Consider the following 23,421-nt stretch of genomic DNA (forward strand, 5'->3'; position numbering starts at 1 on the left):
GATCAATTGAACAAGACCTTCCTCAGCCTTTGTCTCTGCTTAAGCACTTCAATTAGCTCAGCTGATGATTTTCTGCAAAATCAGAATAGTACTCAATTTGAAGTACCTGAGATTGGCAGTGGGGTGGGGTTTATTGATCAACAAAAAGAAAAAACCATTGGTGAAAAAGTTTATCGTCAAGTGCAACAGCAAATGCCAGTTCTGCAAGATCCTTGGCTTGAAGACCAGTTTATGCTGGTTTTTTCAAAAATTCTCAGTCAGACCCAGCTTTCACAGCCAGTAGGCTTGGTGGTGATCAAAGATGCTCAGATCAATGCATTTGCAGTACCTGGGGGCATGTTTGCCCTAAATAGTGGGATGATTACAGCTTCAAGTAACATGGATGAAGTTGCCAGTGTAATGGGACATGAAATTGCCCATGTCACACAACGTCATTACAGCCGTTCACAGGAAGCATTTAAAGGTCAAGGTTTGTTGGCGCTTGCTGGAATCATTGTTGGCGCTGCATTGGCGTCCAAAGCGGATGGTGATATTGGTGGTGCGGTGATGATGGGTACACAAGCTGCATTGATGGACAAGCAGCTCAGTTATAGCCGAAATCAAGAACGTGAAGCTGATCGGATCGGCATGCAGTTTATGTATGGGGCTGGATATGACCCAGAAAGTATGGCTGATTTCTTTGAAACCATGCATCGTTCTACCAGTCGGTTAAGTTTTTTACCTGATTTTTGGTTAACCCATCCCTTAACAACAGAGCGTATGAGTGAAGCAAGATTAAGAGCAAATCAATTTCCAAAAGTTCCTTTTCGTGCCCAACAATCTGATTTTGATATTATTAAATGGTATACCGCAGTGATTTCGGGGCAAGCCACTGACCGTCAATTGCTGGCTTTAGCACAATCGAATAATTTAGCGGGTTTATTGGCTTTAAGTGAGTTTTATTTGCTGCAAGGTGATTATGACAATGCGCAAACACAGCTGAATTTAGCCAAGAAGGTCAACGCTGAGCATCCTTTGGTCACTTTGATTCAAACTGATATTTATTTAGGGCGAAATAAATTAGATGATGCCTATCAAACCATCATTAGTAAGCAAATCATAACCCCAGAAAATCGCGCATTAAGTTATAAATTAGCCGAAGTTTATATTCGACAGCAGAAGCCCAAAGAAGCCGAGCAATTGGTTAATCGTTTTGTAAATAAAAATAATAAAGATATTATTGGCTGGCAACTGTTACAACAAGCGGCAAATTTAGATAAAAAGAATCCAATGCGTACAGTCAATGTGCTGAGAAATCGGGCAGAAGTTCAATATTGGTCTGGTGATGAAGAAAATGCAATTAAATCACTTTTACATGCCAAGCGTTTGGCTAAAGAAAATAATGCGATGAGTGCTCGTATCGATACACGCTTAAAAGTGATGCAAGATGAGCGAAAGTTAAAAATTTAAAAGCTTGATTTAAAGAACTTAAAATTTGAGTTAAAAAACTAAAATAATGGGTGATTTAAAATGATCCATTAAAGAAAATTTACTTTCTATTCTTGCGTGAACAGGTTAAGCTAAAATCACTTAAATTTATAATAAAGTATTTGATTCACATGAAGAAAATTTTAATCGCATGCAGCATTTTTTTCTATGCTCACTCAACATTTGCAGCAGTACCAGAAAGCTATGTTCGAGAAGTGGAGCGTATTTCGGCGCAATACAGTGCCGATATGAAATTTTTTTTACGTAGTCTAGATCCGAAATTGAGCCAGTTTAACCCGCAACAAGAGTCACAATTCTGTGGCATTGTTAAAAAATATGTCGATGATATGTATAAAACGACAGATGAAAATCGCCAATACCTCCCACCATCAGCACAATCTATGACCAAACAAAATGTAATTGATAAAGTGATGTTGTCACCTGAAATGCAGCTGCTTAAAAAATATAATATTCAGTGTGATTTGAAATAGGTTTATCTTTAACATCTTACATCTGAGCCACATCACTTATGGATTTTAACCAATTTCAAATTGAGAATGATCAGATTGTTCTCAACATCATTCAAGTATCTGATGCTGAAGATTTATATACTGCAATAAAAAATACTTTAACCGAGCTTAGAAAGTTTCCAGCAAGTTTAGTATGGGCATTGGAAGAACCTAATTTGCCAGCTTCAATGGCATTCTGCCAATCTCGTTTGGTGGCGTTATTAAATAAAGAGAACTTTGTATTTATTATCCGTTTAAAAGAAACTGATGATTTTTTAGGGGTTGTTGATATCCATGAAATTGATTGGTTGCAAAATACTGCATCTATTGGGTTTTGGGGAAACTCAAAATTTAAACAAAAAGGCTATATGGCACAAGCGCTAACACTATTTGTAAGTAGTTTATTTTCGAAATGGAATTTTTGTGGTTTAAATGCTTATGTCGATGTGGAAAATATATTGGCACGAAAATTATGTGAAAAAGCTGGGTTTTTATTTAAAAATATTCAATACCAATCTGTACAGAATCCAGTCGATGGTGGCTTTAGAGATATTTGCCATTATCAGATAGAAAATAAATGAAGTGATATTGTAGATTGACGATTTTGGGCTATTTAACAAGAAACTATTCTATTGCAAAATAATTTTTATTTAAGTTGTTAAATAGACCAAATCAAACAGAAATTCAGATTTAAGAATGTTGGGTTTAGCCAAGTTTTGCTTTAATTTTTGCAGAAACTTGTGCTGGATCGGCACGTCCGGCTATGATCGGACGTAGAGAATTCATCACCTTACCCATATCTTTCATGCTAGTTGCACCTTGCGCAGTAATAGTTTGCGCAATGAGAGAATCAAGCTCGTCCTCTGACATAGCTTCAGGTAGAAACTGAGATAACACCTCAATTTCGGCTTGTTCTTTACTAGCTAAATCTTCACGGCCTGCACCTTCAAAGGCTTTGACCGATTCTTTACGTTGTTTGATTTGCTTTTCAATGACCGCAAGAACCTGAGTATCGTCAAGCTCTATGCGCTCATCGACTTCGATTTGCTTGATTGCTGCCTGTAGACCACGAATTACCGTTAACTTACCCATTTCTTTAGCACGCATTGTTGCTTTTAAAACATCAGTTATTTGGTTTTTTAAAGTAGTCATTTATCTGTCCAGGTGAGTCAATCAATCACAAATTAATCTTAGTAAAGGCGAGTAGTACGTACTGATTCACGCGCCAATTTCTTTTGGTAGCGTTTAACAGCAGCAGCTTTTTTACGTTTACGTTCTTGAGTAGGTTTCTCGTAGAATTCACGTTTACGAACATCAGCTAAAACACCAGCTTTTTCGCATGAACGTTTGAAACGACGGATAGCTACGTCTACTGGTTCGCCTTCTTTCAATTTAACTTGTGGCATGAAGAATCCTCATTAAGTTATGGATAAGATCAGGGTCGAATTACCCTAGATCACAAGTGAAGGTCAGTATTTTACTCATTTACATCTCATACCACAAGTCTATAATAGCTTTAGCAATATTTTGAAATGGGTAAAAGGCAATTTAATGATCGTTCTGGGCTTAGAAACTTCATGTGATGAAACAGGATTAGCGCTCTATGACAATGAAGTCGGCTTAAGAGGACAGGTGTTATATAGTCAAATTAAATTGCATGCAGAGTATGGTGGTGTGGTCCCTGAATTGGCCTCTCGTGATCATGTTCGGAAGTTAATTCCTCTGATTAATCAGTTGCTTGAGCAAAGCGGTGTAAGAAAATCAGAGATCGATGCAGTGGCGTATACACGCGGCCCTGGTTTAATGGGCGCACTGATGACAGGGGCATTATTTGGTCGCACCTTGGCTTTTGCGCTGAATAAACCCGCAATTGGCGTGCATCATATGGAAGGTCATATGCTTGCTCCATTATTATCCGAAAATCCACCTGAATTTCCGTTTGTCGCATTATTAGTGTCAGGTGGACACACTCAATTGATGGCAGCACACGCAATTGGTGAGTATGAAATTCTAGGTGAGTCGATTGATGATGCTGCTGGTGAAGCTTTTGATAAAGTCGCAAAAATGTTGAAATTACCTTATCCCGGTGGTCCAAATATTTCAAAATTGGCGGAACAAGGTGACAAAAACGCGTTTGAATTTCCACGTCCAATGTTGCATCAAGGGCTAGATTTTTCATTTAGTGGTCTAAAAACTGCTGTTTCAGTGCAGTTAAAAAAATTAGGTGAAGAACAACGTGATGCAGACATTGCAGCTTCATTCCAAGAAGCTTTAGTGGATACTTTGGTTAAAAAGTCGATTAAAGCCTTAAAACAGTCGGGTTTAAGACGGTTGGTGATTGCGGGCGGTGTCAGTGCCAATAAACGTTTAAGAGAGCGCTTAGAAGCAGACTTAGCTAAAATTAAAGCAACAGTTTATTATGCAGAACCTGCTTTATGTACAGATAATGGCGCAATGATTGCGTTTGCAGGTTATCAGCGTTTAAAAGCTGGACAAAAAGATGGTTTATCGGTGACGACAACACCACGTTGGCCAATGACTGAATTGACGAAACCTGAATTAGTTTAAGTCCGATATTGAACGGATCATTAAATTTAGCAAAGAGGTGAAAGCCTCTTTTTTTTATGGATTTAAAATTTAACGCGAATAAGGCTTCCATGTTTTGCTTTTGTTATCATAGTTATATTGAACCTGATCATCGTAATTTGATTCAAAGTTTGTATGGCCATATTGATGACTGATGCTAAAACAATTTTTAATATTGCTATAGGTTTCATGTGTGCCAGGGTGATCACCATCGAATTGTGAACCCATTAAGCATAATTTGGCGTCATTCAATGCAAATGTATAAGTGGGCTTCTTTTTGACATTGCCTTCATTATCTTCCCAACCCGTGAACTGATAATTGAGTGGATAAGCAATCCCTGTTTGGGTATCTAAAGCAACCATTTCTAAAGAATCTGAAGTTCCCGTATTGAGTAAAATATATTTTTTATCAAAATTGGGCTGCATTGTTTTAAGCGCATTTTTGTATTTGGCAAGGTTGGCTTTAGAACAATAATCGCCATTAAAATAATCACTCTGACACTCAGAAACTTTTTTAAACGCCGTCCCAGCATATGCCAATTGTAGCGATGCAGAACAAACAATCAGTGATAGGGCGAAAAATCTTTTCATTTATATTGACTTTGAAGGAGTTTCTACACAGTTTATCGCATTTCTTTTACTGTGGTTTATCTGATTTCATGATAAAAAATAATCAGAATATTAAAAAATGAGATTGGAACATGGACTTATTGTCTTCTGAACAGCATATCGACCCAAACAATATTGATACAGATCCTCAGCTTTATAAAAAATTTAGCCAAGGCGTGCGTTTACCTTATGAAGTTTTAAACATTCACAATATTCCTGATGGTGCAAAACCTGGCCATTTTATCGAGGTTCGTTGTGGTGGGTTTGGTTCAGAAATTTCAGCACACCCTACAGAAAAGCATCAATTCTATGCACTTACAGATCGTGGGCCGAATACTACGTATAACGTCAATCAGGATCATGGCAAAATCTTTTTAGATCCTGACTATACTCCTAAAATTGGATTATTTGAGTTAAAAAACGATGGAACTATTCAGAAAATAAAAGAAATTTTATTAAAAGATCCAACAGGCAGAAATATTACAGGTTTGCCTAATCAGCATTTTGGTGCAAGTAAAGAAACCGCCTATGATCAAGATGGCAAGAAATTAGCTATAGGGACAGATGAATTTGGATTGGATGCTGAAGGTTTGGTTGCACTCAAAGATGGTACTTTTTGGGTCAGCGATGAATATGGTCCTCATATTGTGCATTTTAATGCAGATGGGCTAGAAATTGATCGTATCAATGCCTATGTTTTAGATGAGCGAAGAACATCGGGTTATTTATTGCCTCAAGAATATGCCAATAGACGCCAGAATCGGGGAATGGAAGGTTTAACCATTACACCCGATCAAAAAAAACTGGTGGGCATCATGCAATCCACCATGAGCAATCCTGATGCATCGGTAAGCAAATCAGATCTTGTGCGTATTGTGATGATTGATTTAGAAAGCAAAGTCGTTTCTCAGTATTTGTATCAACAAGAAGGAGGTCCGAAGGCTTATTCCAATACGGCAATAACCGCATTGAGTGCCTCACAATTTTTAGTCGCAGAACGTGATGATGATTTCTATAAAGATAATCCTCAAGCATTTAAAAGGATTTATAAAATCAATCTGCAACATGCCACTGATTTGGAAAAGCTAAAGCCAACTTCAACGATTCGGCAAGATGAACAATTCGGTCTGTTGATAGCGGAACAAACCTTAGAACAATATGTGTTAACAGCAGGCTGGAGTGGTCTGGCTCAACAGGGTATCTACCCGGTAGAAAAGACTTTAGTGGTGGATTTGGTTGCACGTTTACAGTATCCGCACGATAAAATTGAAGGTCTATGGGTGATTGATGAACAGCATTTAGCAGTGCTCAATGATGATGATTATGCTTTTTCTGAAACGGATGGAGTATTGGAACAAAAGTATTTGGATCACGATAAAAATATCATTGATGGCAATACACTTTATATCCTTGATCAATTGGATTTAACAGCGGATTAAATCATTATCCAATCAAGATAAAATTAAACCGCCAAATTAATTTGACGGTTTAATCAATAGTTCACGCTTAACTTTGTGCTGGTTTTAAAGTTGATTCAAGTATTAAGCTTGATTCAAAGATTAAATTTAGTATTCCCAGAACATCCGTTGAATTTCTTTTGCATCTTTGGTTTTGGTCAGCGCCAAAGCAGCTAAAAGTTTTGCTTTTTGCGGATTCAAATCGTGAGCAACCACCCAACCATATTTATCATCAGGCTGTTCAGCATTACGTAACACAAAACCTTGTGGAACACGTGAAGAACGAATGATTTGTACACCTTGTTGCTGGAGTTGGTTCAATGTCGGAACAATATAATTCGCAACGGAACCATTACCTGTACCCGCATGAATAATGGCTTTAGCACCCGCTTTCGCATAGGCCACATAGGCATCTGGAAGCATATTGCCTGAACCATAAACGATTTGAACGATTGGTAACGCATCACCTTGAATGTTCTCAATATTAAACTCAGAGCTATTGTTAAAACGTTTTGCAACATTTCTAAACCAATAAGGTTTACCTTCAACCAGTGTACCTAAAGCACCCCATTGGCTGACAAAAGCATCGGTATGAATATTGATGGTCTTTGACACATCACGTGCTGCAAAAATATCATCATTCATTAATACAAAAACGCCTTTGCCTTTGGCACTGTCTGCGGCAGCAAGCGCAACAGCACTATACAGGTTCAAAGGGCCGTCAGCTGAAAGTGCTGAAGGTGGACGCATAGAACCAACAACGACAATTGGTTTATCTGTATGAACTGTAAGACTTAGAAAATAAGCAGTTTCTTCTAAAGTATCTGTACCATGGGTAATTACCACGCCATTCACATCAGGCTTTTTAACCAATTCATTTACTTTACGTGCAATGGTTAAAAGCTCTTTGTCAGTGATGCTTTCTGAAGCAACCTGTAAAGCCTGTACGCCTGTAACATTAGCAAGATTTTGAATTTGAGGAACTGCATTCAACAAATCATCTACAGGAACTTTCGCAGCAGTATATGTTGCGCTATTTGTAGAACTTGCTCCAGCACCCGCGATCGTACCGCCAGTTGCGACGACAACGACATTATTTTTTGCATAACTCGTAAAGGGTAAAAGCATGCCAATTGCAAGTGTAAGTGCAGTAACCGTCTTTTTCATAAACTATCCTTTTCAATCATTGTTCTGGTCATAAGCATTTTTTGTACCAGTTTTTAAATCTATATAAATACTGAGCTGTTGCCCATACTTATTTAAAAATGTAATTTTTCAAATAATCACTCAAATTTATAGTTACATACTATTAAAACTGGATAAAGTGCTTGCCAGTGCGTTTTTTCAGCATTCAATGAAGATGTTGTGCAATATAACGTCAATGACTAAGTTTTTAGTTGTACAGATGAATTGAGCAATTAAAAAAGGCATTCAATTTTGAATGCCTTTTTGAGCTTATCTTTACTTTATAAAGATTAACGCATTTTTGCCAAGAAACGACTTAAGCGGTTCATTGCTTCACGTAATTCATTTTCTGCAGGAAGGAATACCACACGGAAATGATCAGGTGTAGGCCAGTTAAAACCTGTTCCTTGAACCAGTAAAACTTTTTCAGCTTTGAGGAAATCTAACATGAATTTTTCATCATCTTCAATTGGATAGATTTCAGGATCCAGCCTAGGGAAACAATACATTGCACCTTCTGGTTTTACGCACGACACGCCAGGAATATCGTTAAGCATTTCCCAAGCAATATTGCGTTGTTCATATAAACGACCACCTGGGCGGATCAAATCATTAATTGATTGATAGCCACCTAAAGCGGTTTGAATCGCATATTGGGCTTGGTGGTTGGCACATAAACGCATAGAGGCAAGCATGTCCAAGCCTTCAATGTAATCCATTGCACGAGACTTATCGCCCGTAATCGCCATCCAACCAGAACGGTAACCTGCAATACGATAGGCTTTAGATAAACCATTAAAAGAAACACATAAATGGTTTCCTGCTAATGCTGCAACAGAGACATGTTCGATACCGTCATAAACAATTTTGTCGTAAATTTCATCTGCAAATAAAATTAGATCATGTTTTTTTGCTAATGCGACGATCTGTTCTAAAATATGGCGCGGATAGACTGAACCCGTTGGATTGTTTGGGTTAATCACCACAATACCACGAGTATTTGGGGTAATTTTACTTTCCATATCCGCCATATCAGGATACCAATAGTTTTGGTCATCACATTTATAGTGAATCGCTGTACCACCTGATAGATTTACGGCTGCCGTCCATAATGGGTAATCCGGCATTGGAACCAGCATTTCATCGCCATCATCCAATAAACCTTGCATCGCCATAACGATCAGTTCAGATACACCATTCCCGATATACACATCTTTAACATGTAAATCCAAGATACCTTTTTGCTGATAATACTGACAGATGGCTTTACGCGCAGGGAAGATCCCTTTTGAATCTGTATAACCGACAGCATTAGGCAAATTTAAAGCCACATCATTGATAATTTCTTGAGGGGCTTCAAAGCCGAACGGGGCGGGGTTACCGATATTTAACTTAATAATTTTATGACCGGCTTCTTCCATCTCATTGGCCGCTCGTAACACTGGTCCACGAATGTCGTAGCAAACATGCTCTAGCTTTGACGATTTCTTGATTTCACGTGGGGTTGTGTTACCTAAAACGGACATAATTTTATCCAATTATTTTGAGTTAAAAAAATAGATTACTGAAATATCACAATCTATGTTGAAATTTAGCTAGAAATTTTCCAAGCTCTAGCGTAAATATGGAAGTACTGAAGCATGACATTGAATGTCAAAGATTTAAAGGAGTTTAATGATGGGAAAACTCAATAAAACAGACCGAGAATGGCAAAGAGAGTTATCACCAGAGGAATTTAAAATTACTCGACAAAAGGGCACTGAACCTGCCTTTACTGGAAAGTATTGGAATTCCAAGCAGCATGGAACCTATGTATGTCGATGTTGTGGGGAAGAATTATTCTCTTCAGAAACCAAATATGACAGTGGTTGTGGTTGGCCGAGCTTTTTTAAACCGATCAATAATACTGTTATAGAAGAACAAGATGATCATTCGCATGGTATGGAACGTGTAGAAATTATATGCCATCATTGCGACGCTCATTTGGGGCATGTATTTGAAGATGGACCACAACCAACGGGCTTACGCTACTGCGTAAATTCCGCTTCTTTAGAATTAAAATCACAAGAAAAAGGCGACGAGGAAACGTATCCATGACCAACATTTATCAGTTTGAGGCTGAGCTGTTAGAGGGTGAAAATAAATCTTTTTCTGATTATGAAGGAAAAGTTTTATTGATTGTAAATACTGCAAGTAAATGTGGCTTTACTCCACAATTTGCAGGATTAGAAAAGGTTTACGAGAAATATAAAGACCAAGGTCTTGAAGTTTTAGGATTTCCTTGTAACCAGTTCGGTGGACAAGACCCAGGTACAAATGAGCAAATCGGCGCTTATTGCCAACGCAATTATGGTGTTTCTTTTCCAATGTTCGCTAAAGTGAATGTAAAAGGACCTGAAGCGCATGTGATATTCCGTTATTTAACCAATAACAGTAAGGGCATACTCGGCAGTGGCATTAAGTGGAATTTCACCAAATTCTTAATAAATAAGAAAGGTGAAGTGATTAACCGCTATGCACCAACCACGAAGCCTGAGGATATAGAACAGGATATTGAAAAAGCTTTAGCAGAATAACCTGTTGTACAGACCAAAATAAGACTGAGGATATAATGCAATTAGACACTACAGTTGAATTTTGGACTGATCCGCAAATGCCCTATGTCGAAACACGTAGGGCATGTCAAAGCCGTATTTGCTATAAATCACATAGCCATCCGACCTTTTCGATTGGTGCTGTGGATTGTGGAATAAGTCGCTTTAGTAGCTATTTTGCCAGCGAAGAGCAAATTCAAACAGGAAGCGTAGTAATCATTCCTGCTGAGGTGGAACACGCATGTAATCCACTGGAAAATCAAGCATGGAGTTATCAAATGATGCATTTAGATGCACATTGGGTTGCTCAACTTTTTTCAGAATTAGTCAAAGATATTGAGCAGCTTTATCCCCATCATATTCCATTGCTAAAACCACAAATTTTAACAAACTCACATATATACCAAGCATTTACGCAGTTAAATCAGCTGTTATTTGATCCAACCATATCGATTTTATTCAAACAACAACAATTAATTGAAGTGCTGAGTGAAATATTATTGCCCAATTTTGAATTTACGTTATTAAAGCAGTCTGATTATTTTCAAAAGCATTTGGGTGCAATGATTGATGATATGAATCACAGTAAACAGATGCTTTCTTTAGAAGATCTCAGTCAAAGTCTCGGGATTAGTCGTTATGCCATTATTCGCTTGTTTAAAAATAATTTTGGCTTAACACCACATGCGTATCAATTAAATCAAAAAATAAATATAGCCAGAAAGCGTTTGAAGTCTGGAGAAGCAATTATTCAAGTTGCACATGATTTGGGGTTTACAGACCAAAGTCATTTTCATCATGTGTTTAAATCCCATACTGGAATCACACCGAAGCAGTTTCAAGCTCAGTTTGTCACGCTCTAACTGCGCAATTATCTACAAGATAATAGGTTCTAAAAATATTTAAGCTTATCTAAATATTTTTTGGATCGAGTAATGCAACTGTTCATTATTGTGATTGTCGCCCATTTTATTGCTTTGCTTTCACCGGGCCCTGATTTTTTTCTTATTTTAACTTCGTTGTTTCGAAATGGACCACATGCGGCGAGAGCTGTTTGCTTAGGGATCGTCTTGGGAAATGTTGCCGTGATTGGTCTTATTTTGAGCTCATTGTTTTTTCTTGGCAAACTCGATGATGAAATTTTAAAGCTGGTAAAATGGGGTTGTATTGCTTATTTAAGTTATTTGTCTTATCGGTGTTTCATATTTGCACAACAAGCTAAGCTAATAGGGGATTATCATCTAGAACACCAAAATAAACCAACCTTTGCATGGATGAAATATGTCTTACTGGGGGTACAGTCGAGTTTATTAAATCCTAAAAATATTCTGTTTTATAGCAGTATTATTATGGCAATTTATCAACACTATAATGTTGTTCAACTGACTTTAACCTGTCTGTGGATGGTGAGTGTAGTTTTGATCTGGAACTTGTTTCTGGTGCGATTGATGACTTACAATCAAGCTATGCATTGGTTTAAATCCAAAATCAAATTTATTTATTATCTCTCATCCTTATGCTTTGGCTTATTTGCCGCAGCTCTGTTGCTGAATTAATCAAATAAAATTAGCTCAAATAAAAAAAATGCCTATCTAATAAAGATCTTTGATAAATCAAAAAATGATCATGTGGAGTGAATCATATTGGTATTGAAAGTTCCTTCTCCCTTTGGGCATAGGTATCTACACAATTAAATCTATTTAAGTTAAATTGGAGAGCATGCTCTCCAATTTAACATTCCACACTTAGATAACCGATTAGTTAAACGCTACGGACGTCTTGTAAAACTTAATATGAATCCACTTGCTTCGTGCTCCTGCAATTTTGGCTGGTCTGTCAATATTACTGAATACACTACAATTATTATCTGAACATTCGGTTGATGACCTTAAGCTGATTGCTGAAATTGCATTAGAGTCTCTACAAAAAGATGTGTAGATACCTATGCCCTTTGGGAGAAGGCTAGGATGAGGGTGCTTTTATGTTGATTTATGGTTTTAAAAAGGACTTATGAAAGAAGCCTAATAAAGATCTAGATAGGCATCTTCTTTTACATTATGTTGTCATCTGATTCAATTTTAAAAATCAAGAATGAGATATGTTTGCTTCGTTAGATTTATTGGCTTTATTGCGTTTGAATAACATGTTATGAATATCATCAATAAAGGTATACACAACAGGAATAACCAACAATGATAAGAAGGTACTGGTAATCAGTCCACCAATTACAGAGATTGCCATCGGTGCTCTAAAACTTGGATCTGTACCTATTCCTAAGGCAATTGGAAACATACCTGCACCCATCGCTAAAGTGGTCATAATAATCGGTCGTGCACGCTTATGGCAGGCATCTAAGAGCGCATTCATCCGTGAATACTGCCGTTCATTACGGGCGATAATTGCATAATCGACCAAAAGAATCGAGTTTTTACTGGCAATTCCCATCAACATGATTAAGCCAATCAAACTTGGCATCGAAAAACTGCTTTTTGCTAAAAGCAGTAGCACAAACGCACCACCCAGTGCCAAAGGTAATGCCACTAAAATGGTGATCGGTTGTAAGAAGTCTTTAAACAGGAGCACCAAGACCACATAGATACATAGTACACCTGTTAGCATAGCTAAACCAAAGCTTGCAAAGAGCTGTTCCATCACATCGGCATCACCCAGATTGGTACGTTTTACTGTCGGAGGTAAGTTTTTGATGGTTGGAAGTTTATCTACAGCAGCCGCAACATCGCCTAAAGGCTGATCATTGAGCTCAATATTAAAGTTGATGTTACGTAAACGGTTAAAACGGTCAATTTGTGAAGGACCACTTTCAATATTGACTTGTGCAATGGTGCCTAACATCACTGGACCTTTACTACCAGTAATCATCAAGCGTTTAATCAGATCTTGGTCTTGACGTGCAGACAGGGGTAGTTTGATGACGATCGGAATTTGTCGTTGCGAAAGGTTTAATTTTGCCAAGTTCTGATCAAAATCTCCCGCCGTGGCAATACGCACAGTTTCAGCGATATTTTGTGTGGTAATGCCTAAATCCGCAGCTTTTGCAAAGTCAGGGCGAATCACCAATTCAGGGCGAATCAATGCTGCGCTTGAGGTAATACTACCAATATTTGGAATAGTACGGATTTCTCGTTCTACTTGACGTGCTGTACTGATTAATACATCTGGGTCATCACCTGACAGCGCAATTTGATATTGGCTGTTATTGCCTGCAATACCGACTTGAATCCGTGCACCAGGCAGTGGAGCTAAACGTTGGCGTAAGTCGTTTTCAATTTTTTGCAAACTTGCAGCGCGGTCTGAACGTGCTGTGACTTGAATGGTTAAGGTTGCTTTTCTTGGTTCACTTGATGCACCACCCGCAAAAGGATCTGTACCTGCTGAACCACCACCAATCGTGGTATAGACACTTTTAATTTCAGGATGATCCTTAATTAAACTACGGGCGTATTCTGCTGCTTTTAAGGTATCTGGAAATTGTGAACCTGGTGGAAGCTCAACACGCACTTGGGTCTGCCCAGTGTCAGGTGGTGGAACAAAGCCTGTAGGGAGTAATGGGATGAGCATCAGTGAAGCAATAAAAAATATGATGGCACTGCTTAAGGTGATCCAACGATGATTTAAACACCAAGTCACCATCCGCATATATGCGCGCATCACCCGACCATCTTTGGCACGATCATGTTGAAGTTCAAGATCACCATGATCTTTGATTGCTTGGCTTTGATCATCTAATACTTGGTTGTCATGATGACTTTCAACTTTACCAACCCAAGGTTTAAGAATATAGGCTGACATCATAGGCGTCAGTAAGCGTGCCACCAAGAGTGAGGCAAAAATAGCCAAAGCCGCTGTCCAGCCAAATTGCACAAAGAATTTACCCGCAATACCACTCATAAAGGCAGTGGGTAAGAACACTGCAATCAAGGTGAAAGTGGTGGCAATCACGGCTAAACCAATTTCATCGGCTGCCTCCATGGCCGCTTCATAAGGTGTTTTTCCCATTCGAAGATGCCGGATGATATTTTCAATTTCTACAATGGCATCATCGACCAGTATTCCCACAACCAACGACATGGCTAACAGTGTGACAATATTTAAAGTAAAACCTAAGTAATACATGCCAATTAAGGCAGGTAGAATGGACAAAGGCAGGGCAGTTGCCGCAATGATGGTGGCACGCCAATCACGTAAAAACAGCCAAACCACCAAGATTGCAAGCAGTGCGCCTTCATACAGCAAGGACATTGAGCCTTTATAGTTATCAACCACAGGATTTACAAAGTTAAATGCTTCAGTGATTTTAATATCGGGATGCGCCGCTTTTAATGTTTCAAGTGCCTCTTTTACTCCGATTTCAACATCAACTTCACTTGCACCTTTACTGCGGGTAATTTCAAAGCCAATCACAGGGTGGCCATTTAACAGTGCAGCAGAACGTCGTTCAGCAATGCCATCACGAATGCTGGCAACTTGATCCAGCCGAATATGGCGACCATCACTCAAGGCAATATCCATTGCTGCAATTTCGGCAGCAGTTTTTACTGTGGCAATGGTACGAATAGACTGTTCACTGCCGCCTATTTTGGTTTGCCCACCAGAAGCATCTTGCTGAACAAGGCGTAATTGTCGGGTGATGTCTGTTGCTGTGGCATTTAACGCCAAGAGTTTTTCAGGATCTAATTCAACTTCAACTTGACGCGTGACACCGCCTACACGAGAAACCGCACCAACGCCTTTGACTTTTAACATTGCACGTGCAACGTCATAATCTACAAACCAAGACAGTGCTTCCTCATCCATACGAGGGGATTGGATGGTGTAGGTGAGAATCGGTGAACCTGAAAGATTGATTTTACTGACAATTGGATCACGAAGATCCGCAGGTAAATCTGAACGTACTTGTGAAACCGCGTTACGGACATCATCAACAGCTTCTTGCAGTGGTTTTTCCAGTTGAAACTCTGCGGTTACGGTGACTACACCATCTTGGATGTTGGTATATTGATTTTTAAGTCCCTGTAAAGTTGCAATCGAGTTCTCAATTTTACGTGCAACTTCTGTTTCCAGTTGCGGCGGTGCTGCACCGGGTAAAGCCGCAGTAACCGTAACCATCGGTAATTCAATATCGGGGAATTGTTGGATTTTCATCCAATGAAAACACATCAAACCGGCTAAACCAAGCATGATAAAAAGCAAGATACCGGGAATCGGATTTTTAATCGACCAAGCGGAGAAATTCATGTTATTTCTCCTGCGCGCTAACGAGTTGTTTGGTCAATGGTGTATCTGGAATGGCATGACCACGTTTGATTAAATCACCATCTGACAAGAATCCTGTTCCAGAGGCAACCAGTTGAGTATTTGCTGCTAAATCAACAATTTCAACGCGATCATTTAAACGTCGACCAAGTGTGACTTTCTGTTGAGTTACTCGATTATCTTTATTGACAATAAACACATAAGAGAAACCATCACGTAAAAGTACTGCGGTTTGAGGCACTGTTAGTGCTGGCTTTTCGCCTAGATCAAACTCACCTTTGACAAACATACCCATACGAACAGCATCAGTGGTAGGTATATCCACATAGACCAAGCCATAGCGTGTTTGCGGGTCAATGACTGGTGCAATCATCCGAACGCTACCTGAAACGGCTGAACGGCTAGGATCAGGTGAGGTGATATGCGCTGTCATACCTTTTTTAAGTTTATATAAGTCTGTCGAGGTGACTTCGGCACGCCATTCCAAACGGTTATCACGGATCAAGCGAAACAGTTCTTGTCCCGTTTGTGCCAATGAGCCAACTGTTGCTGTACGTGCTGAGATAACGCCATGATCGGGTGCAATCACTTGGGTTTGCGTTAAACGAAGCTGATTACTGTCAATTTGGGCTTTGGCTGCATCTAAGCGGGCTTGTGCTGTACTTTGAGAAGTCAAATATTTTGTCGCTTCTTGTTGTGAAATTGCACCAGTATTTTTGAGTTGTTGAATACGTTGATTATTGATACTGGCATCAGCTAGTACAGCTTTCGCTTCTGCATAATTGGCCTTTGCTGTCGCCAATTCAGCGCGAATACTTTCACTGTTAATTTCAGCTAAAACTTGCCCACGTTGTACGCTATCTCCAACGTTAACATTGACTTTGGTAATTCGTTGCCCCGAAAGTTCACTGCCAATCACCACTTCTTGCCATGCAGCAATATTGCCATTGGCTGTAAAGTTTTGCTTCCAGTTTTGTAGCTCGGGTTGTATCACCGTTACAGTCAGTGCTGGTTTTGCGCTAGAAGCGGATGTTGCTGCATTTTCTGGAGAAGGCTGTTTTTTATTTGAAGATTTCCATCCAATAAAAGCCACGATTAGCACAATAATAATAATTGCAATAATGATCCCGAGTTTTGAGTTTATGCGCTTTTTTTTCATTGGGTCATGCGATTTCATTTTAGTTTTTTAAATGAGTAGAGATAAGTTGAGTATCTCTAAAGGCTCTATGTTTGGTCAAGTTGCAATACAGCGCTTAATGTGATTTTTTGAAAGTTAAGCGGTTAAATTTTGCTATAGAGAGGCCGTTGAATTTAGTGATATTTGTTGTTTTAAGGCCTTGATTATTAGATCTCGTGAATGAATAAAATTATTTATATGTTTTTAATATAAAAATGATAAAAACAAGCATTATTTTGTATAAAAACTACATGGCTAATTGAGATTTATAATATTTTTTAATAAATAAATACCATGAGATCTTGCTTTTTTATTTAAAAAATCACGCTTATAAAATGAGAAAGCAAGTTTAAGTAAGAGTGATTATCATTTAATATGGCGGCTTAATTTAGATGACTGTTTTAGAGCCTCCTATGCGAAAAATTAAACCCTTAATTGTGATGATGGCAGTGGCGACAAGTGCTGCAATTGCGCATGCTGAACAACAAGATGCTTCATCGACTCAATCGAGCAATGGCAATGCAAAACAACTGAGTACGATTACAGTAGTCGCAAGTGCAGATGCATCAGCAGAGGGTTTAATGCCAGCATTTGCCGGTGGACAAGTGGCTTCTGGCGGTAAAGTTGGGATATTTGGCAATCTGAAAAATATAGATACGCCGTTTAATCTGACCAGCTATACCAATCAATATATTCAAGAGCGGCAAGCAAAAAGTGTTGGGGATGTTTTAAAAGCAGATCCAAGTGTTCGTGTCGGACGCGGTTTTGGTAATTTCCAAGAAAACTATTATATTCGTGGCTTTAACTTGGGTTCAGACGACACAGCCTATAACGGTTTATATTCAATTTTACCACGTCAATATATTCCTGCGGAGCTGTTTGAACGTGTTGAGGTATTAAAAGGGGCATCCTCATTTTTAAATGGCGCCATGCCAAGTAATGGTGGGATTGGTGGTGCAATTAACTTATTGCCGAAACGTGCAAGTAACGAACCACTCAATCGTGTCACAGTGGGTACGGATTTTAATGGTGGTTATATTGCCAATGATATTTCTCGCCGTTTTGGTGAAGATCAACAATTCGGTGTACGTGTAAACACAGCATATCATGGTGGTGATACGGCTGTTGATAATGAACAAGCATCTTTAGGTTTAGCTTCTATAGGCTTGGATTACCGCGGTGATCGTTTACGTCTTTCTGGCGATATGGGTTATGTGAATAATCGTTTAAAAGCGACTCGTCCAAACGTGACTTTAGGCGCGGGTATTACTGAGATTCCGAAAGCAATTGATGGCTCAGATAACTTTGCACAAAAATGGACGTATTCAAATGAAGAGGATGTTTTTGGAAGTTATCGTGCTGAATATGATTTAGCTGATAATTTAACGGCTTACGCTGCTTATGGTTTTCGACATGGCGAAGAGCAAAACAGTTTAGCAAATATGACCTTGACCAATCAGACAACAGGCGCGGGGACCATTTACCGATTTGACAATGCGCGTGTAGATATGGTCAATACTGGTGAAGTTGGTGTGCGTAGCAAAGTAAACACAGGTTCAATTGAACATAATTTAGTGCTATCTGCATCGGCATTTCAACAGAACACCCGCAATGCTTATGTGATGGACTATAAAAATACATTAGCCAACAATATCTATAATCCAATTCAGTATGACCAACCTACTTATTCACAAAATGCGTTGTTTGGGAATAACTTAGATACACCTAAATTAACGACTCGGACACGTTTAAGAAGTATTGCCATTGGCGATAACCTCAAAGCTTTAGATGATAAATTAACAGTTATGCTCGGTGGACGTTATCAAACCATCATGCAAGAAAACTATAATTATGGAACTTCAATTAAGTCTGGCGAATATGATGAGAGTAAGTTTACCCCTGCTTTAGGTCTAAGTTATAAAATTCTGCCTGAAGTTTCAGTTTATGCAAATTATATTGAATCTTTAGCTAAAGGTTTGAGTAATACCAATTCAACAACGAAAGAAACCACAACACTCAAACCATTCGTTGCTAAACAAAAAGAAATTGGTGCCAAATATGAAAATGATCAGTTTGGTGCAAGCCTAAGTTTGTTTGATATCGATAAGCAGCGCGCAGTACTTGAAAACAGTATTTTTAGTGATGCGGGTAAATATGTACATCGTGGTGTTGAACTCAATACTTTTGGTCAATTGACTGATTCTTTAAAAGTGTTAGGTGGTGCAACTTGGATTGATGCAAAGCAAAAAAATACAGGAAATGTTAACTACGATAATAAAAAGGAAGTGGGTGTTGCAGAATTTCAAGCAAATGTTGGTGCTGATTGGAAATTACCAACAGTTCAAGATGTGTCTTTAAATGCTCAAGTCACTTATACAGGTTCGACTCATGCAAGTTTAGACAACAAATTGAAAGTAGGTGATTGGACAACTTTAGATCTTGGTGCGACATATAAAACTCAGTTGGGGCAAACACCGACAACTTTTAATTTCCGCGTAAATAATGTCTTCGATAAAAATTATTGGTCATCAGTTGGTCTATTCGACAACATCAACAGTACTACTAACACCAATAACGGCTACTTGGTTGCTGGGCAACCTCGTACATTCATGTTAAGTGCAGCTTTTGATTTTTAAATACCATAAAAAAATGCCCCAAATTTGGGGCATTTTTTATAACAGCATATTTTTATAAAATGGTTTTTAGACGTTGAATCACTTGCTCACATTGAGCAATATCTGCGACCAATGCCATACGAACATGACCTTCACCAGGATTGCCTTGTTCAGTATCACGAGACAAATAACGCCCTGGTAAAACTTTAATGTTGGCTTTTTCCATTAACATTTTGGCAAAGTTTTCATCATGATCGACTTTTAACCAATAATAGAAACCTGCATCGGGCTTTTGTAATGGTAAAAGATGACCGAGTTCATTTTGGAACAAATCAAACTTAGTACGATACAGTCTACGATTTTCTTCAACATGTGTTTCATCGTTCCAAGCAACAATTGAAGCCAATTGATGTTGGACTGGCATTGCAGCGCCGTGATAAGTGCGGAATTTTAAATAAGGTTTAAGTAAGTTTGCATCCCCAGCAACAAAACCTGAGCGCATACCCGGTAGGTTTGAACGCTTAGACAGTGAATGGAACACGATACAATTTTTATAGTCGTCACGACCTAATTCAGCACAGACTTCCAATAAACCGATCGGTGCTTCATCAAACCACAATTCTGAGTAACATTCATCAGAGGCAATCACAAAGTCATATTGGTCAGAAAGTGCAATTAGCTTTTCGAATTGAGCTTTTGAAAGTACCGCACCAGTAGGATTTCCCGGCGTACAAACAAACAAAAGTGCAGTTTTTCCCCAAACTTCAGCAGGTACAGCATCAAAATTACCGAGGTAATTGTTGTCTTCGGTACAGTTGACAAAGTATGGCTTGGCGCCAGCTAAAAGTGTTGCACCTTCATAAATCTGATAGAACGGATTAGGCATTACTACATAAGGTGCATCATCACGATTAATCAAGGCCTGTACAAAAGAGAAAATTCCCTCACGTGTACCTGTAACTGGAAGGACATGATCTTCGGCACTGATTGCATTCAGTTTAAAACGACGGGTTAGCCACTGAGCAATACTTTCACGAAGTTCAGGTAAACCTTTGCTGTTTGGATAAGTTGAAAGGTGCTGAAAATTATCAATGATCGCTTGCTTCACAAACTCAGGAGCAGGATGCTTTGGTTCTCCAATTGAAAGTGGGATCAAAGGTAAATCTGCAGGTTTTACATCCTTAAAAAGCTGGCTTAACTTTTCAAATGGATAAGGATGTAATAAAGACAAACTAGAGTTCATGAAACAATTACCACGATAGAAAGTAAGATTAATGTTGCCCACAGATTTGATTGGATGCTTCATCTAATGCCGCTTTTAATTTTGCGGTAAAGACTTCAGCCTCAGCTTCAGTGAGGGGGGTGCCATCTTTTTTGGTGACAAAGAAGATATCTTCTGCTTTTTCACCCAGTGTGGCGATTCTAGCAGAATGTATGTCTAAACCTTGCATCATAAATAAACCACCAACGCGTGCAAGTAAGCCCGGTTGATCGAGGGTAGAGATTTCAACCATATTTTGTTGCAAAGCTTCGTTAAGTGTTACATCCACGGTATTCTCAATGTCGAAGTGGCGAAGTTGACGTGGAATACGACGTTGCATCAAACCCGGATATTTATCTGATTCACTTAAGGCTTTAATTAACGCCTGTTTGACTGTTTCTTCACGTTCAGGATCGGTTAATAAGGTACCGAAACGATCCAAGACCACATAAGTATCTAAACTAAAGGCTTTGGTTGCAGTGATAATCCGTGCATCTTGGACATCCAGATTCATACGATCCAAAATTGCCACTGTGGTGGCAAACAGATTGGGTTGGTCTTGAGTATAAATAAAGATCTGTACAGCATCTTGTGCTGCTTTACGGTGCGCACGCATGAGCACCAATGGTGCAGGGTTGTCGCCGTGTTGCAAAATGGCGCGAGTATGCCATGCAATTTCATCTGCGGATTCTTTAAGGAAGTATTCGTCCCCAAGCTCTTGCCAAACCTTTTCAACTTGATCGAGTGGAAACTCATCCACCAAGACTTCGCTTGCAGAGAATTTGGTATCTTCAATCAGCATTTGATAATCAACAGGTCGACCCAAACCAGAACGAATTACATCACGCGCATGGGTATAGAGTTGACGCATCAAAGAAGAGCGCCATGTATTCCAAAGTTTTGGATTGGTGGCATTGATATCGGCAACTGTCAGCGTATAGAGATAATCTAAATGCTCCATATCACCAAGCTTTTCAGCAAACTCTTTCACCACATCTGGGTCAGAAATATCTTTTTTCTGTGCGGTCATCGACATCAGTAAATGGTTTTGGATGAGCCAAGCAACCAGATTACATTCGCGCTCAGTAAACCCATGCGCAAGACAGAATTCAATTGCATCTTCAGCGCCAAGTTCACTGTGATCTCCACCACGGCCTTTGGCAATATCATGGAATAATGCAGCAAGGAATACGATGTCACGGCGGACTAAGCGTTGAAATACAGAACTGACAACAGGATAATCTTTGGCAAAGCCAGGTTCTTTAAAACGATTTAAATTACGAATTAACAGTAAGGTATGTGCATCGACGGTATAAATATGGAACAAGTCATATTGCATCAGCCCCATGATTTGACCAAATGCAGGAATATAATTTCCTAATACACCATAACGCTTCATTGCCACCATGGTTTCATATAAACGATATGGAGAGCGAATGATCGCCATGAATAATGCTTGATGGGTCGGATTATCACGAAAAGCTTGATCGATGCGTTTTGCTGCTAAAGTCAAAAGACGCAGTGTACGTGCACGAATACCCTCGATTTCAGGGCGATTCGCCAAGATATAAAAAATCTCTAAAATAGCGCTTGGATTTTCGGAAAAGGTTTTATGTTGTTGAACGGCAAGCTTGCCATCGACCAATTTAAAATGTTCGTTAATATTTTCGATTTTACGTTCATAGTCGGGTAAACGTGGGGTAATCACCGATTCATTGAAATAAGCCAATAACATTTCATTTAAGGTCGAAACCTGCTGCGCGGTACGATAATAACGCTTCATGAACTGTTCAATTGGATAATTTGGATGATGATCATCTTCTCGTGTATAGCCAAATTTAGCTGCAATATCACGTTGATAATCAAACAATAGGCGATTTTCATCACGTTTGGTTAAACGGTGTAAATGATGGCGGATTTCCCAAAGAAAGTTTTCAGCTTCTTCTAGGACACCCAATTCAAATTCAGAAATAAAACCCAAATGAACCAAGTCGTAAATACGATTGACTCGGAAATGCCGTTTGGCAATCCAGCCAATTTGGTTAATGTCCCGAATACCACCGGGTGCATTTTTAATATCGGGTTCTAAATTGCTTTCAGTATTGTTATGTTGCGCATAACGTTGTGCTTGTTCATCCATCTTGGCATCAAAGAAAGTCTTATCTGTCCAAGTTTGGGAAACGACACGACGAGGCCATCTTGCCAGATGTTGATTGCCAATAATTAATCGCGCTTCAATCAGCGAGGTTGCCACAGTGAGATCATTGGTGGCTTGTTCAAAACAACTTCGGATGGTACGTACACTGACACCCGGTTTAAAATTCCCCACATCCCAAAGTGTAGAAATAAATTGCGTCACTGTTTGTTCTTGTTCAGGAGAAAGATCTTCTTCTGAAAGAATCATGATGTCGACATCGGAATAGGGCAACATTTCGCGTCGCCCATAGCCACCAACAGCAAATAAACCGAGATCTGTTTGATCTAGCCCCGAATGCTTCCAGAGAAACATAAGGGCTTCATCTACCACATTTGAACGGGTACGGACAATTTCGCGTATTGTTGTACCATGATCATAGGCCTCATTTAACTGTTGCTCAACATCGCTACGCCATTGATTAATCGCTTTAATGTCATGTATATCAGTTACATATTCCAACAGAGGAGAGGTGTTGATCATGGATGTCTTG

At 39.1% G+C, this 23,421-nt stretch carries 20 protein-coding genes; 11 read left to right on the plus strand and 9 right to left on the minus strand.

All coding sequences use genetic code 11. The features are described 5' to 3' along the window. Positions 1-6: 6 nt before the first annotated feature. From M2R48_RS09185 to M2R48_RS09195, 3 genes are all read left to right on the plus strand, one after another. Positions 7-1,449, plus strand: coding sequence for a M48 family metalloprotease (locus tag M2R48_RS09185; protein ID WP_410004159.1), 1,443 nt, complete (start codon positions 7-9; stop codon positions 1,447-1,449). A gap of 149 nt (positions 1,450-1,598) precedes the next feature. Then, positions 1,599-1,958, plus strand: coding sequence for a hypothetical protein (locus tag M2R48_RS09190; RefSeq protein ID WP_056510711.1), 360 nt, complete (start codon positions 1,599-1,601; stop codon positions 1,956-1,958). Between the two features lie 38 nt (positions 1,959-1,996). Beyond that, positions 1,997-2,557: a GNAT family N-acetyltransferase gene (locus M2R48_RS09195; RefSeq protein WP_262085872.1), complete on the plus strand. Its 561-nt coding sequence runs from the start codon at positions 1,997-1,999 to the stop codon at positions 2,555-2,557. A gap of 124 nt (positions 2,558-2,681) precedes the next feature. Here M2R48_RS09195 and M2R48_RS09200 read toward each other — a convergent pair whose 3' ends face one another. Together M2R48_RS09200 and rpsU are read right to left on the minus strand one after the other, a co-directional pair. Beyond that, positions 2,682-3,128, minus strand: coding sequence for a GatB/YqeY domain-containing protein (locus M2R48_RS09200; RefSeq protein WP_004720970.1), 447 nt, complete (start codon positions 3,126-3,128; stop codon positions 2,682-2,684). A gap of 38 nt (positions 3,129-3,166) precedes the next feature. Beyond that, the gene (gene rpsU / locus M2R48_RS09205; RefSeq protein WP_001136722.1) at positions 3,167-3,382 is read right to left on the minus strand and encodes a 30S ribosomal protein S21; all 216 of its coding nucleotides are present in this window, start codon (positions 3,380-3,382) and stop codon (positions 3,167-3,169) included. Positions 3,383-3,527: 145 nt separating this feature from the next. Between rpsU and tsaD the strand changes: the two genes are divergently transcribed. Then, positions 3,528-4,544: a tRNA (adenosine(37)-N6)-threonylcarbamoyltransferase complex transferase subunit TsaD gene (gene tsaD / locus M2R48_RS09210; RefSeq protein WP_239045761.1), complete on the plus strand. Its 1,017-nt coding sequence runs from the start codon at positions 3,528-3,530 to the stop codon at positions 4,542-4,544. 69 nt (positions 4,545-4,613) lie between these two features. On the opposite strand, the gene M2R48_RS09215 is transcribed toward tsaD, so the two are convergent. Further along, on the minus strand, positions 4,614-5,153 hold the full coding sequence (locus M2R48_RS09215) for a hypothetical protein (RefSeq protein ID WP_262085873.1): 540 nt from the start codon (positions 5,151-5,153) through the stop codon (positions 4,614-4,616). Positions 5,154-5,263: 110 nt separating this feature from the next. On the opposite strand from M2R48_RS09215, the gene M2R48_RS09220 reads away from it, so the two are divergent. Beyond that, on the plus strand, positions 5,264-6,610 hold the full coding sequence (locus M2R48_RS09220) for an esterase-like activity of phytase family protein (RefSeq protein ID WP_262085874.1): 1,347 nt from the start codon (positions 5,264-5,266) through the stop codon (positions 6,608-6,610). Between the two features lie 126 nt (positions 6,611-6,736). On the opposite strand, the gene M2R48_RS09225 is transcribed toward M2R48_RS09220, so the two are convergent. Next, positions 6,737-7,795 (minus strand): type II asparaginase, encoded by a 1,059-nt coding sequence (locus tag M2R48_RS09225; protein WP_004720964.1) that lies wholly within the window; start codon positions 7,793-7,795, stop codon positions 6,737-6,739. Positions 7,796-8,103: 308 nt separating this feature from the next. After that, complete coding sequence (locus tag M2R48_RS09230) at positions 8,104-9,339, minus strand: pyridoxal phosphate-dependent aminotransferase (protein ID WP_262085882.1); 1,236 nt, start codon at positions 9,337-9,339, stop codon at positions 8,104-8,106. Positions 9,340-9,490: 151 nt separating this feature from the next. Between M2R48_RS09230 and msrB the strand changes: the two genes are divergently transcribed. The 5 genes from msrB to M2R48_RS09255 all read left to right on the plus strand — a co-directional run bounded on the left by msrB (position 9,491) and on the right by M2R48_RS09255 (position 12,345). Next, a complete protein-coding gene (gene msrB / locus M2R48_RS09235) occupies positions 9,491-9,910 on the plus strand; it encodes a peptide-methionine (R)-S-oxide reductase MsrB (protein ID WP_004720961.1) in 420 nt (139 codons plus the stop codon). Beyond that, positions 9,907-10,389, plus strand: coding sequence for a glutathione peroxidase (locus M2R48_RS09240; protein ID WP_096733977.1), 483 nt, complete (start codon positions 9,907-9,909; stop codon positions 10,387-10,389). The genes msrB and M2R48_RS09240 overlap by 4 nt, the downstream gene beginning before the upstream one ends. A 35-nt stretch (positions 10,390-10,424) precedes the next feature. Further along, positions 10,425-11,270: an AraC family transcriptional regulator gene (locus M2R48_RS09245; protein WP_262085883.1), complete on the plus strand. Its 846-nt coding sequence runs from the start codon at positions 10,425-10,427 to the stop codon at positions 11,268-11,270. A 72-nt stretch (positions 11,271-11,342) separates the two neighbouring features. Then, positions 11,343-11,963: a LysE family translocator gene (locus M2R48_RS09250; protein ID WP_262085885.1), complete on the plus strand. Its 621-nt coding sequence runs from the start codon at positions 11,343-11,345 to the stop codon at positions 11,961-11,963. 247 nt (positions 11,964-12,210) lie between these two features. Further along, positions 12,211-12,345 carry a hypothetical protein gene (locus M2R48_RS09255; protein ID WP_262085887.1) on the plus strand — a complete coding sequence of 45 codons (135 nt, stop codon included), beginning with the start codon at positions 12,211-12,213 and terminating at the stop codon, positions 12,343-12,345. Positions 12,346-12,492: 147 nt separating this feature from the next. On the opposite strand, the gene M2R48_RS09260 is transcribed toward M2R48_RS09255, so the two are convergent. Both M2R48_RS09260 and M2R48_RS09265 read right to left on the minus strand, forming a co-directional pair. Continuing rightward, positions 12,493-15,663 (minus strand): efflux RND transporter permease subunit, encoded by a 3,171-nt coding sequence (locus M2R48_RS09260; RefSeq protein WP_262085889.1) that lies wholly within the window; start codon positions 15,661-15,663, stop codon positions 12,493-12,495. A gap of 1 nt (position 15,664) precedes the next feature. Beyond that, complete coding sequence (locus M2R48_RS09265; RefSeq protein WP_262085891.1) at positions 15,665-16,858, minus strand: efflux RND transporter periplasmic adaptor subunit; 1,194 nt, start codon at positions 16,856-16,858, stop codon at positions 15,665-15,667. Between the two features lie 413 nt (positions 16,859-17,271). On the opposite strand from M2R48_RS09265, the gene M2R48_RS09270 reads away from it, so the two are divergent. Next, on the plus strand, positions 17,272-19,494 hold the full coding sequence (locus M2R48_RS09270; protein ID WP_262085893.1) for a TonB-dependent receptor: 2,223 nt from the start codon (positions 17,272-17,274) through the stop codon (positions 19,492-19,494). A gap of 52 nt (positions 19,495-19,546) precedes the next feature. Here M2R48_RS09270 and dapC read toward each other — a convergent pair whose 3' ends face one another. Together dapC and glnD are read right to left on the minus strand one after the other, a co-directional pair. Further along, positions 19,547-20,716 carry a succinyldiaminopimelate transaminase gene (dapC, locus tag M2R48_RS09275; protein WP_262085895.1) on the minus strand — a complete coding sequence of 390 codons (1,170 nt, stop codon included), beginning with the start codon at positions 20,714-20,716 and terminating at the stop codon, positions 19,547-19,549. Between the two features lie 28 nt (positions 20,717-20,744). Continuing rightward, positions 20,745-23,411, minus strand: coding sequence for a [protein-PII] uridylyltransferase (gene glnD / locus M2R48_RS09280; RefSeq protein ID WP_056510738.1), 2,667 nt, complete (start codon positions 23,409-23,411; stop codon positions 20,745-20,747). Between the last annotated feature and the right edge of the window lie 10 nt (positions 23,412-23,421).

This window comes from Acinetobacter sp. I-MWF (genome assembly GCF_025433935.1).
Taxonomy (GTDB): domain Bacteria; phylum Pseudomonadota; class Gammaproteobacteria; order Pseudomonadales; family Moraxellaceae; genus Acinetobacter; species Acinetobacter guillouiae.